Annotated in this window: 12 protein-coding genes; 11 read left to right on the top strand and 1 reads right to left on the bottom strand. The window is 46.7% G+C overall.

Annotated elements, in window-relative coordinates:
- The first annotated feature begins 138 nt into the window (after positions 1-138).
- Positions 139-1,047: an HTH-type transcriptional activator IlvY gene (gene ilvY, locus HXW94_RS03750; protein ID WP_178365554.1), complete on the top strand. Its 909-nt coding sequence runs from the start codon at positions 139-141 to the stop codon at positions 1,045-1,047.
- Positions 1,048-1,070: 23 nt separating this feature from the next.
- On the opposite strand, the gene HXW94_RS03745 is transcribed toward ilvY, so the two are convergent.
- The gene (locus HXW94_RS03745) at positions 1,071-1,676 is read right to left on the bottom strand and encodes a DUF1007 family protein (protein ID WP_178365553.1); all 606 of its coding nucleotides are present in this window, start codon (positions 1,674-1,676) and stop codon (positions 1,071-1,073) included.
- A gap of 774 nt (positions 1,677-2,450) precedes the next feature.
- Between HXW94_RS03745 and HXW94_RS03740 the strand changes: the two genes are divergently transcribed.
- The 10 genes from HXW94_RS03740 to flhB all read left to right on the top strand — a co-directional run bounded on the left by HXW94_RS03740 (position 2,451) and on the right by flhB (position 12,432).
- Positions 2,451-3,824, top strand: a complete 1,374-nt coding sequence (locus HXW94_RS03740; protein WP_178365552.1) for a TrpB-like pyridoxal phosphate-dependent enzyme — start codon at positions 2,451-2,453, stop codon at positions 3,822-3,824.
- A gap of 334 nt (positions 3,825-4,158) precedes the next feature.
- Positions 4,159-6,453, top strand: coding sequence for a flagellar hook-length control protein FliK (locus tag HXW94_RS03735; protein WP_246293718.1), 2,295 nt, complete (start codon positions 4,159-4,161; stop codon positions 6,451-6,453).
- Between the two features lie 600 nt (positions 6,454-7,053).
- Positions 7,054-7,662, top strand: a complete 609-nt coding sequence (locus HXW94_RS03730) for a flagellar basal body-associated FliL family protein (RefSeq protein WP_343054545.1) — start codon at positions 7,054-7,056, stop codon at positions 7,660-7,662.
- Positions 7,663-7,669: 7 nt separating this feature from the next.
- Positions 7,670-8,671, top strand: a complete 1,002-nt coding sequence (gene fliM / locus HXW94_RS03725; RefSeq protein ID WP_178365551.1) for a flagellar motor switch protein FliM — start codon at positions 7,670-7,672, stop codon at positions 8,669-8,671.
- 2 nt (positions 8,672-8,673) lie between these two features.
- Positions 8,674-9,018, top strand: coding sequence for a flagellar motor switch protein FliN (gene fliN, locus HXW94_RS03720; protein WP_178365550.1), 345 nt, complete (start codon positions 8,674-8,676; stop codon positions 9,016-9,018).
- On the top strand, positions 9,015-9,437 hold the full coding sequence (locus HXW94_RS03715) for a flagellar biosynthetic protein FliO (RefSeq protein WP_178365549.1): 423 nt from the start codon (positions 9,015-9,017) through the stop codon (positions 9,435-9,437). The genes fliN and HXW94_RS03715 overlap by 4 nt, the downstream gene beginning before the upstream one ends.
- Positions 9,434-10,210: a flagellar type III secretion system pore protein FliP gene (fliP, locus tag HXW94_RS03710; protein ID WP_178365548.1), complete on the top strand. Its 777-nt coding sequence runs from the start codon at positions 9,434-9,436 to the stop codon at positions 10,208-10,210. Before HXW94_RS03715 ends, fliP begins: the two co-directional genes overlap by 4 nt.
- Position 10,211: 1 nt before the next feature.
- The gene (gene fliQ / locus HXW94_RS03705) at positions 10,212-10,481 is read left to right on the top strand and encodes a flagellar biosynthesis protein FliQ (RefSeq protein ID WP_178365547.1); all 270 of its coding nucleotides are present in this window, start codon (positions 10,212-10,214) and stop codon (positions 10,479-10,481) included.
- 91 nt (positions 10,482-10,572) lie between these two features.
- Positions 10,573-11,361 (top strand): flagellar biosynthetic protein FliR, encoded by a 789-nt coding sequence (fliR, locus tag HXW94_RS03700; RefSeq protein ID WP_178365546.1) that lies wholly within the window; start codon positions 10,573-10,575, stop codon positions 11,359-11,361.
- Between the two features lie 3 nt (positions 11,362-11,364).
- Entirely contained in the window at positions 11,365-12,432 is a 1,068-nt protein-coding gene (gene flhB, locus HXW94_RS03695) for a flagellar biosynthesis protein FlhB (RefSeq protein ID WP_178365545.1), read from the top strand.
- Positions 12,433-12,480 lie beyond the last annotated feature (48 nt).

The raw sequence follows: 12,480 nt of genomic DNA, 5'->3' as shown, positions 1-12,480 counted from the left end.
TAATGTTGTGAATAAAATGGCTTAAAACCACTGTTGCGTCAAATGAATCATTTGCAATTTCACATTGCAGATAATGAAATACTCTTTTAAAATACGCCAAACTGCGATCATTGACCACGTTAAGGCTGAAAAATATAAATGGATATACGCACCCTTAAATTATTTTACCACCTGGCCGGGTCCCTGCATTTTTCCCGGACAAGCCAGGCGTGCAATATTTCGCCGTCTGCCCTGACCCGGGTGATTCAACGCCTGGAAACAGATATGGGAAAACAGCTTCTTGTACGCGGCAACCGTTGTGTGGAGCTGACCTATGCCGGACAGGCCTTTAAAAAATATGCCGAGGATGTCATCGGCCGTTTTGAACGGCTCCAGGGGGAATTATCAAAGGATGCGATCCTGTCCGGTCAGCTTTCCCTTTACTGCTCGGTGACCGCCGCTTACAGTATCCTGCCCGGATTTATTCCCCGCTACCGGGCCATGCACCCCGGAGTGCAGATCCACCTTGAAACAGGAGACCCTGCCCAGGCCATGGATCGACTGATGAACCGGGATGCAGATGTGGTCATTGCAGCCCTGCCGGAAAAACCCGGTGTTCAGATCAGTTTTCTAAACATGGCCCTCAGTCCCCTGATTTTTATCGGAGCCAAAGATTATCCCGATGTCCTGGTCACAGACGGCAAAGGGAGACCGGACTGGAAAAAATTCCCTTTGATTCTTGCAGACAAAGGTCTAAGCCGGGAGCGTATTGATACGTGGTTTATTGAAAATGCCGTGGTCCCGCACATTTATTCCCAGGTTACAGGCCATGAAGCCATTATCGCCCTGGTGAACCTGGGATTCGGAATCGGCCTTGTACCCCGGCTGGTTCTTGAAAAAAGCCCGCTTTACCGGAATATTGTTGTCCTGGACAACATGCCGGAACTGCCTCCTTATGAAATAGCCCTTTGCACACGGAATGCAAATCTTTCCAACCCCCGGGTCCGGGCCCTGTGGGATATCGTTGCAGGGGCGTCTTCCCTTCCCCTTGGTAAGCCAGGTCCATGAATATATTAAAAACGTGGAAAGGTTTATTTTCGTTTAAACGAAAGAAAGATTGCCATGGGATTTACCGTCTCATAATAAATCAGGGTGGCCGGGTCCCTGGCTGTCTGCGCCTCAATGGAAAAAGCAGCTGCGTTTTCAATATTCAAAGGTGCCTTATCCGGAAAATAGATATCGGAATAGTATTCCGGATCATAGGGCGATAACACGACCTGCTTGGGCGTATCCACGGCAGTGACATGACAGGGGATGAAAAATTCATAACACACGGTTCCATTATCAAGCCATGCATTAAACGATTTGATGAACTTCACCTCAAAGGGCTTTCCGTCTATTCTGACATGGATGTAATAATTATACGGGGCAATATAACCAAAGGCTTTTTCCTTAATCACCGCCACCTCTGTGGCATCCAGGGCCTGATTATGGTCTGAGTCAAAATCCTCGCTGATCATGACGGAAAACATCTCGTCAAAGGTCCAGTTCACCCTGAAACCGGCCAGGCCCTTATCATCAAAAACAAAACCGGTGCGCTGGGAAATGAAGACATGGGGATGAGGTATCCCGGAAAGGGGAACCAGAATAATTAAAAAAACAAGCTGAAGCTGAAAAAGTAAATTGGGTCGGGGCATGACAGATCTTTCAACTTTTATAAAAAACCGGCAAGAAAACCCCTAAGTCTTTAGCTTCGGGGATGAATTGACGGATTGTGATGTGCTTTTTAGCCTATGCATTTCTGAAAAGCACTCAATTTAGGACAGTAGCATAGGTCTTTTGTCAACATGCCTTCAGTTGAAGGCAGTAGAGTTTTTGTAATAGAGACTCTCAGGCTCTATTCTGGAACTCTACAATAAACCAGTGATCCACTTTGCCAATGTTATCCGTAGGTTTAAAGTTTGCATCACTTCTCCTACCCTCAGAGATGTTTAAACACAAACCGCAGACTTTGGAACGAGTGGAGTATTCCAAGCCGCCTACAATATATTCTACAGTAACGTAGTTTTCAAAGAACTTAGGCTAATCAACTTGGCTTGAAAGTTGCCTCTCAAGCCACTCGGTCTTTAGCCGAGGGGTTGTTGACTGTGGACTGAATCACCGTGAAAAACCAGGTCATTCTGTGATTGTTATATATGTATCCGTCTATCTTTTCAAGGCGGGCTTCAGGACAATCGCAGAGTCCTTGCCGGCAGTTCAAGAGTATAGGAATTTCCATTTCCCAGCACCCAGTACCCAGTACCCAGTACCCAGTACCCAGCACCTACCAGCCCGCCCAAAGGGCGCTAATTTAATCTTGACATAGTTCGTTTCTCCTTATAAAAACGACAGGATTGTTTCTTTTCAAAGAAACATATTTATGCAACTAAAATTGATATCTATACCCTGAATAGAAAATGGAGTCGAATTATATGTCCACTAAAATTTTTTTAAGCGAAGATGAAATTCCCCGTCAATGGTATAACCTGGCAGCAGACCTGCCCGGTACCATTAACCCGCCCCTGGGACAGGACGGCAACCCCATCAGTCCGGATATGCTGGCCGCGGTATTTCCCATGAATCTGATTGAACAGGAAATGTCCCAAGAGCGCTGGATCGATATCCCCGAGGGAATTCTGGATCTACTTTACCGGTGGCGGCCCTCTCCCTTGCACCGGGCGATACATCTGGAAAAAGCGCTGGGTACACCGGCAAAGATTTTTTATAAAAATGAAAGTGTTTCCCCGGCCGGCAGCCATAAACCCAATACTGCCGTGGCCCAGGCCTGGTACAACAAGGAGTTCGGCATCAAACGTTTGACCACGGAGACCGGTGCCGGCCAGTGGGGGTCTGCGCTCTCCTATTCCTGCGCCCTGCTCGGTATGGAGTGCAAGGTGTTCATGGTCAGGATCAGTTTTGACCAGAAGCCGTTCAGGAAATCACTCATGCAGACCTGGGGCGGAGAATGTATTGCCAGTCCCTCAAATGAAACCCAGGTAGGCCGGGATATCCTGGCAGAAATGCCGGATACGCCGGGTTCTCTTGGCATTGCCATTTCAGAGGCCATTGAAGCGGCCGTTGCTGATGAAACCGGCAAAACCCGGTACTCGTTAGGATCAGTGCTCAACCATGTCATGCTGCACCAGACCATTATCGGACTGGAAGCAAAAAAACAGCTGGACAAGTTCGGCATAAAAAAGGTAGACACCGTGATCGGCTGTGCCGGCGGTGGTTCCAATTTTGCGGGTCTGGCCTTCCCCTTTGTCCTGGATAAAATCAACGGCGCAGATATTGAAATCATTCCCGTGGAGCCGGCTTCCTGCCCGACCCTGACGGCAACCCCGTTTTCCTATGACTATGGGGATGTGGCCCAGATGACCCCCATGCTGCCCATGCACTCTTTAGGGCACAAATTCATCCCGGCCCCCATCCATGCCGGCGGCTTAAGATACCACGGCATGGCACCCCTGGTGTCCCATGCCGTTGAAGCCGGGCTGATGAGCCCCATGGCCATCAAACAGCTGGAATGTTATGAGGCGGGCCTGATGTTTGCCCGCACCGAAGGCCTGGTTGTGGCCCCTGAAACCTGTCATGCCGTGGCCTGTGCCATCCGCTCTGCAAAACAGGCCAAAGAAGAAGGAAAGGAAAAAACCATTATATTCAACCTGTCAGGCCATGGGCTCATGGACCTGGCCGGGTATGAAAAATTCATGAAAGGGGAACTCCAGGATATTGTCATGTCTGCTCAGGATGTGAAAGAATCCGTAGGTATCAGCACTGCCGGGAATCCGGTCCCCAAAATTTAATCTGCTGTCCCCCCCAATTTACCCCGGCACCACCACTGTGATGTTACTGCGTAGTATGATCTGTCGCAACATCCTGATGCGCCGGGGTATATTTATGATTGAGTTTAAGGAAAACAGGTAATTATTTCCCTTATCCTTTTCTTTTATAGGAAGTTCCTGCCTCGTCAACCGTGATATTTTTAATTTCACGCATAGTTATATCTATCATAACAAATTGAAAATATTGGATATAAATCTATATATAGATTAAGTGGCATGATGGTTGCTTCTTTGACGGTAAAACCTATGAAAAAGGCCAATACGTCGATCATCGAGAATAAAGTAAAGGGGAGTCATGTTATCCAATGTTTCAGAGATCAATGCGTTACTGTCAGGAACTTCTTCAGGCGCCCTCGTGAATGCAACCGATAGCAGCGCTGTTTCCAAAGACAGTGGTTTTGCGGTATCCGCATTTCAGGCACAACTGGACAAAACCATGCAGCAGACTCCAAGCATGGCTCCAAGCATGGAACGCACAAATGAGATGAGAGGCGTTGTGGACGACACAAAGGGCGGCCTTTCAAAAATCTCAAAAGATCATAATATGCAAACGGAAGCCTCATTGCTGAACACTGCGCAAAAGCGCAATCTATCCATGGGGGAGCAGAACATTGAAATCGCTACCCTGGAAAACGCTCATTTTGCTGTCCGAACGACTAAACAGAAGGGGGCTGACACTGAAACCGAAATCTCACCCCAAGACATGGCGCAAGACCCCAATCCGGCCATAGGCGGGCGGAACATTGAAATCGCCACCCCGGAAAACGCTCATTTTGCTGTCCGAACGACCAAACAGAAGGGGGCTGACACTGAAACCGAAATCTCACCCCAAGATATGGCGCAAGACCCCAATCCGGCCATAGGCAGGCGGAACATTGAAATTCCCACCCCGGAAAATGCTCATTTTGCTGTCCGAACGACCAAACAGAAGGTTTCAAACATTGAAGAGGCGCTGGAAAATGGCGGCGGCACTGAATTCCTCACGCAATTAAAAAGTCTGCTTTTATCCCTTTCCGATTCCGATCTGGACAATCTATCCATAGATAAAGAGGGACTTGAAGCCCTTGGACATCTGCTTGTTCAGGCAGGTTTTGACCAGACTTCTGTTGAGGAACTGATGTCGAATTTAACCCTTACCCTCGAAGAGAAGAACGGCCTGATATCCGTGTCCGATTTCATGGGTGAATTGTTTGAACTGCCCCTTGCTGAAGATGAGGATATCACCCAGGCAGAGACGCTCATGCCCACCTCGGATCTGCCCTATATCAAATCACTTTTGTCAATGATGGGGGTGGATGCGCATAAAATCACCGCAATCATGGATGACGTCTCCGAAGGAACCCGGGGATTTGATTTTGATGGGTTTATTGAACAGCTTGAGCAGCTTTTGAATACAGCCGGTGAATCCGGCCTGACCTATCAGACAGATGGTGAGGATGACGCATATACCACCCTTTTAAAACAACTTGATCTGGATTCTTTTATTATTATTAAAGAATCCGGCGAGCCGTTGACCCTGACCACAGTAATTGATGCGTTGGGGCAAAAACTTGATTCTATAAAAGACGGCCGGGCTGACCGGCCTGAACAATCCGTATCAACAATGTTTACAACGGATTCCATTGACGCACTTGCAACCCCGTCCGGCCGTCATGGATTGCTTAATCAGCTTTTTTCCGGACTGAATATTCAAGAAAATAGTGAACAGGGTATTAATTCCACCCTAGCGCTTAGCGCAAGTTCAAATGCCATAGTCAAAGAAATTGAGGATCGGTTCCAGGTTCAGTTCATGGATCAAATCAGCAGGGATGACGTGAATACAACAAAAAAGACTGTCGATACTCCGGCATTTGGCAATACGAGATTCGCTGATATTCAAACAGAGAATACCGACTCTGATCGTGCATTTAAAATAGCCAATAATTTTTCAGGCACGGCTGGAACAAGCAAAGAATCGGTATCACAGGCTTCCATTAAAGCAGCCCAGGCCGATGCCGCTGCTCTGGAAAAGGCGGCGTCCAGCACCAATTTCCAGTCAGGGGACACAACGTCTAAAATATCAGAAACCCAACCCCTTGTCTTTGGTGTGGAAAAATCAATTACAACAACGACGGTGGGAGCGTCAAACACACAAAGAAGCGAGCAGGCCTTTTCTACACTGCCTGACTTTGTCACCCGACAGGTGGAAAAAAGCATTGTCCGGTCCATTAACACCGGTGACGACACCATCCGGATGCAACTGAAACCCGCTGAGTTAGGCCGGGTGTACATGAGTATTGAGCATACGGAGAGCACCATGAAAGTCAGCGTAATTACCGAAAATCAGTCAGCAAAAGATATTCTGGCAGCCAATGTTAATGAAATCAAAACCATGCTCTCTTCCTCGGGGATCAGTCTTGAAAGCTTTGAAGTTGATATGAGCAGCGATTTCCAGCAGTCCATGGCCGATTCCCGGGCCCAGGATCAGTCCGCCGGAAAAAAGCGGCTAAAACGCAGGGCCGGTGACGATGCCCAGGAAGATGGGGCAGATAATTTAACAGTTCAGCGCACTGTTAAAAATAACAGCGGAGCGCTGCACTTTGTTGCATAAGGCCCATAATCAAAATAATCAAAATAAACGCTCCCATATGGTTTGCCTTTTCATCCGTCTTCTTCGTTGTGACAATGAGTACATATTTCAATATGCATATGCTCCCATTGCCACGCCTTGAATACGAATGAAAATTCTAAACCATATTTGGGAAGATTTTATTCCGATCATGGGCCTAAGAGCCTGTCAAAACCTTGACACATTAATGGTAAACGTGACGGTTTTTTACCAGAATACTGTATGCGGATGACATCCTTTTTTTATATATAAAAATCAAAATAATTTATTGAATTAATTTCACATCTCGCCTTGGATTAAGTGTGCGTATCAATTAAATCAGGTTACACCCATAGCTGTTATTCAGCCTCCCCCCAATAAATAATTTTGCAAATATCTCTTCTTTCCTATAATCTTTATCACAATTTTTTAAATCCGCACGATTTAGGTAAAAAATAAAAGCAGGCTGGCATAAGGCTTGCTGTCATTTTTTTTACCTGTATACTTGTAACCTGAATTATTACAGTATTACAGGTATTGGCAATACAGCCTGCAAGAGCGGGGGCTGGGAAAAGAAACGACCAAATTATTTTGGGAGGTATTGTGGCTGAAGATCTGCGGGAAGAAATCGAAGGCGGGGAGCCGGCTGAATCCGTAGACAATGATAGCGGAGATTCAGATGAAAAATCGGTTAAAAAAGGGGTTATCGGCAGACTGCTGTCAGGGAAAAAAAAGCGGATCATGATTCTCCTGTTGTTTTTCCTTTTCTTGATCGGGATTGGTGCCGGTGTATTCTTTTTCCTGTTCAGCAGCAAGAAAGAAAACATTCCTGAACAGCCGGTTGCTGAAGATGTCGTGACCGAAGAACGCATTCAGGCAGCACTGAGAAAGCAGAGCCAAGCGATATTTGAGGATATTGTACAGCTTGAGCCTTTTGAGCAAATTTTATTAAAACAAGATTCACACATGCAGTACATATCCTTTGGTATTGCCCTTGAAATGATGGACCCCGGACTTCGAAGAGAAGTGTATACCATGGAACCCAGGATAAGAAAAATAATTGAAAGCCAGGTGCGACAGATGAGATGGATGGAACTGCGAAGTCCCCAGGGTAAACTTAAACTGAAATTTGCGCTTCTCACCCGAATTAATCAAATTTTTTCCAAAGTTGTCATAAGGCATATTTATTTTACTAATTTTTTAATGCAGTGATGGTATTATGAGTGAAATTCTATCCCAGGACGAGGTTGACAGTCTATTAGACGGACTGGATTCCGGAGAAGTAGAAACAGAAACCGATATTTCGCAGATTGATGAAGAGGCGGTTGAAGGGGGTATTAGCTATGATTTCACCAGCCAGGACAAGGTGGTCAGGGCAAGAATGCCTACCTTTGACGTTATTAATGAACGTCTGTCCAGAGAACTTCGGGCCACATTGTCTTCACTGCTCCAAACCAATGTCGATGTATCGGCCAATCCTTTTGATACCCTGAAGTTTTCTGAATTTGTGCGCAGTCTTCCTGTGCCTACAAGCCTTCACGTATTCAGGATGGAGCCATTAAGGGGACATGGTCTGGTGGTGTTTGAAAGCCAGTTGGTTTATAATCTCATTGATACTTTTTTTGGCGGCGCAGCCTTGGGAAGAGCAAGGGTGGAAGGCCGGGAATTTACCCGTATTGAAGAGGTGATAATTAAAAAAGCAGTGCTGGCCGTCCTGAAAAATATTGAAGCGTCATGGGCGCCCATAGAGCCGGTAAAGGCATCTTTGATCCGTTCGGAAATGAACCCGCAGTTCACGGCCATTGTGCTGCCCACAGATCTTGTCATCGTTACCCGGTTTGAAATCGAATTGGAGCAGGCCGCAGGTAATCTTGTGGTCTGCTATCCCTATTCCATGATCGAACCCATGCGGCATAAACTGTCGGCATCCGGTGTCCAGGCGGAAATTGAAGAAATCGATTATAACTGGCGGCGGATAATTAAAGAGGTTATTCTCAACTCCCAGGTGGATTTAAGAATTCTTTTGGGCAAGACCGAAATCACCGGTGAACGGCTTTTGTATATGCAGCCCGGTGATGTCATCCAGCTGGATAACGATGCATCTGCGCCGTTATCCTGCTTTGTCGGGGGGCTTGTGAAACTGACAGGTTTCGTTGGTGTTCAGCGGGGATTCCAGGCATTTAAAATCAACGATAAAATTACAACCGACTGTGAGGGATAAAGATGGTTGATAAAAACAACACCATAAATGATGAAAATCTTGACGAAGAATCCGGATATGACGAAGAGCATGGCGCAAGGGAACTGGATTTTATCCTGGATATCCCTTTGGAACTTTCCGTGGAACTGGGCAAAACCAAAATGCTGGTCAACGATCTCTTACAGCTGTCCCAGGGATCCATTATTGAGTTGAACAAGCTTGCCGGCGAGCCTTTGGAGGTCTATATCAACCGTAAACTCATTGCCCGGGGAGAAGTGGTGGTGGTTAATGAGAAATTCGGCGTTCGCCTTACCGACGTAATCACGCCCATTGACCGCGTCAAATCCCTGGCTGCGGAAAATCAGTGAATACGCAACCGGATATGTGGATGGAATTTGCCAAAAGTTTCGGCATGCTGTTTGTCGTTCTGGCTTTTTTCCTGATAGCCCTTTATCTTGTTCGCAGGTTCTCGGGCCGCTTCAGAACCAGAGGTTCGGTGGAACTGATAAAGGTGTTATCCGTCCATCATTTATCCCCCAAAGACAAACTGGTACTCCTGTCCGTCCAGGATGAATCGATTCTCATCGGGGTTTCACCGGCCGGCATATCGTCTCTGGCCCGTTTTGACGAGCCCCCCGGAACATCATTGGAACCTGCGGAAACCGACACGGGATTTCAGACCCTTCTCAAAAAAAAATTTGCTAAAAGCAACGGGTTGCACAAAATGCCTTCGAAAAATGATTCTGCCAATCCCCGTGCCGATTCCGGCAACGGAGACGTGTCATGATCAGATATGCACGACTGACCGGATGGTCCGGGTTGATTGTGGTTGCAGCCATGATGATCGCTGTCTTTGCGGATACGGCAAGTGCCGTCACCTTCCCGATTCCTTCCCTTGAACTCAATGTCGGCACGGCCCAGGAACCCGAAGAAGTCGCCGTGGTCCTTGAAATCATAGCCCTTTTAACCATTATCGCCCTGTCCCCGGCCATTCTGATTCTAATGACCCCCTTTACCCGTATAGTGGTGGTATTTCATTTTTTGCGCCAGGCCATCGGTACCCAGTCAAGTCCGCCAAACCAGGTAATTATAGGACTTTCACTTTTCATGACGTTTTTTATTATCAAACCCGTGGCTTTAGAGGTATACGACAAAGCCTTAAATCCCTATCTCGAACGTGAAATCTCTTATGAAACAGCCTTTGAGGAAGCCCAGAAACCCATACGAAAATTTTTACTGCGCAACACCCGGGAAGCCGACATTGCCCTGTTTGTCAAAGAGGCCGGCATGAAAAAGCCTGAAACCCGCGAAGATGTGTCACTTCTGGCAATGATTCCGGCCTTTGTGATTTCCGAACTTAAAACAGCATTTATTGTAGGCTTTATTCTGTACGTTCCCTTTCTTGTCATTGATATGGTCGTGGCCTCGGTACTGCTGGCCATGGGCATGATGATGCTGCCCCCGGTAATGATTTCCCTGCCTTTCAAGTTGATGCTCTTTGTCCTTGTGGACGGCTGGAACTTGATTGCAGGTTCAATGATCAAAAGTTTTGGAGTATAAAATGACCCCTGAATTTGTTGTAGCACTTGCCAAACAGGCTATCATCCTGACTATTATGTTATCCATGCCCATGCTGGGCTTAGGCCTGATTGCAGGTCTTGCCATCAGTGTGTTTCAGGCGGTTACCCAGATCCAGGAGATGACCCTGACCTTTGTACCCAAAATCATTGCCGTTTTTCTCGGACTTTTGTTTACTGCCCCATGGATGATGGAAAAAATGATGGCTTTCACCACCAATATTATTACCAATATACCCATGTATATCCGGTGATCGACAGGCTGTTACAGAATGCTGATTTTCCCAATTTCTGTGTTGGAATATTATCTATTCCGTAATAACCTGTCGAAAGGCAAACCCCGCTGTGGAATTGCTTGATCTTATTGATCCCATCCGCTTCAGAACCTTTATGCTGGTTCTGGCACGGGTGTCGGTTTTTTTATTTTTGTTCCCTATCTTTACGTCTTCCGCAATTCCAACCCGGGTGAAAGCAGCACTCTCGCTGGTTCTAACTTTAGTGTTTTATACCGTGGTGCCTGTGGATCCGGCCCGTTTCCCACGGGACATCCCCACCTTTGGCCTGATGCTGGGGGCAGAACTCCTGGTCGGCTTTACCCTGGGGCTTTGCCTGCGTATCTTTTTTGCAGGGGTTCAGATGGCCGGTCAGCTCATCGGCTTTGAAATCGGGTTTGCCATGATTAATGTCATGGATCCCCAAAGCGGTGAAAATGTATCCATCATGGATCAAATCGGCTACTGGGTCTGCCTGGTCATTTTCCTTGTACTCAACGGACACCATGTCATTATTATGTCCATGATTGACAGCTTTGAACTCGTGCCTGTGGGCGGATTTGTCATGCATCCTGCGATAGCTCCACGGGTTATGGATGTGGCAGCCGGACTGTTTGTCAATGCCGTTAAAATCAGTGCTCCGGTCATTGCCACCCTGACCTTTGTTAATGCGGGGTTTGGGTTGATTGCAAAATTTTCACCCCAGACCAATGTCATGATTGTGGCGTTCCCGGTGAAGATCGCAGTGGGTCTGATCTTTTTCTCCATGACCCTGCCCATCATCGTCATCGTCACCCGGGACTACATTGAACCGTGCAGAAAACTGTTTCTGGCATTATTATTTTATATGGGCGGAGGATAATATATGGCTGAAGATCCCGAGAGTGGCGGCGAGAAAACCGAGGACGCATCATCGCGAAAGCTCGACAAGGCAAGGGAAGAAGGCCAGGTTGCTAAAAGCATGGAAATTCCTTCGGTGTTTGTCTTGTTGGGCGGCGTTATCGCATTGTATGCCACAGCACTTTTTTTCTACCGGAACTGTGTAGACGTATTTCATTATAATTTTATGTTTGAAAGGGTACCGGAACTAAGCCCGGCAGATTTGACTGTGTTGCTGATCTATCACGCCAAAAAGATGTTTCTGATGTGCCTGCCCGTTTTTGCAGCGGTTTTCGTTGTGGCGCTGCTATCAAACATTGCCCAGGTCGGTTTTCATGTGTCCTGGAAAGCCATAGAGCCCAAACTAAGCAAACTTAATCCTATTAACGGGGTTAAACAAAAATTTACCTCCCGGGCGCTAATTGAATTTGTGAAATCACTGCTTAAGATTGCCGTGATTTCACTGGTCTGCTATCTGGCCACAAAAAATGAAATTTCAAATGTACTTACGCTGTACGATCAATCCACTGCTCAAATTCTTTTATTTTTTCTTATTAAATCGTTTTGGATTTTCATAAAAGTCTGTATCATAATGGCTTTGGTTGCCATTTTGGACTATGCGTTTCAAAAGTGGAAATTTTTAGAAGACCAGAAAATGACCCAAAAGGAAGTTAAGGATGAGCGTAAGCAAACAGAAGGCGATCCAGCGGTTAAATCCAAAATTCGCCAGCTCCAGATGGCTGCCGCCAGGAAGCGCATGATGGCTGAAGTGCCTGAGGCGGATGTGGTTGTAACCAACCCCACGCATCTTGCCGTGGCATTGCAGTATGACAAAAAAAAGATGGATGCCCCCACGGTTGTGGCCAAGGGCGCCGGGGCCGTGGCGGCAAATATAAAAAAAATTGCCCGGGAAAATGATGTGCCCATTGTAGAAGACAAACCTTTGGCCCGGAATTTGTATAGAGACGTAGATATTGATGGGCAAGTTCCCTTTGAATATTACCAGGCTGTGGCTGAACTGCTCGCCTATGTTTACGGGCTTAAAAACGGTTAAACACTAAAATAGTCAAATTCTTGGCACCAGGTGTCAAACATCCATTTA

Origin of the sequence: Desulfobacter latus (assembly GCF_013389365.1) — a bacterium.
Lineage (GTDB): Bacteria > Desulfobacterota > Desulfobacteria > Desulfobacterales > Desulfobacteraceae > Desulfobacter > Desulfobacter latus.
Note: the sequence above shows the minus strand (reverse complement) of the source record. Positions and strands in the feature narration are given on the sequence as shown.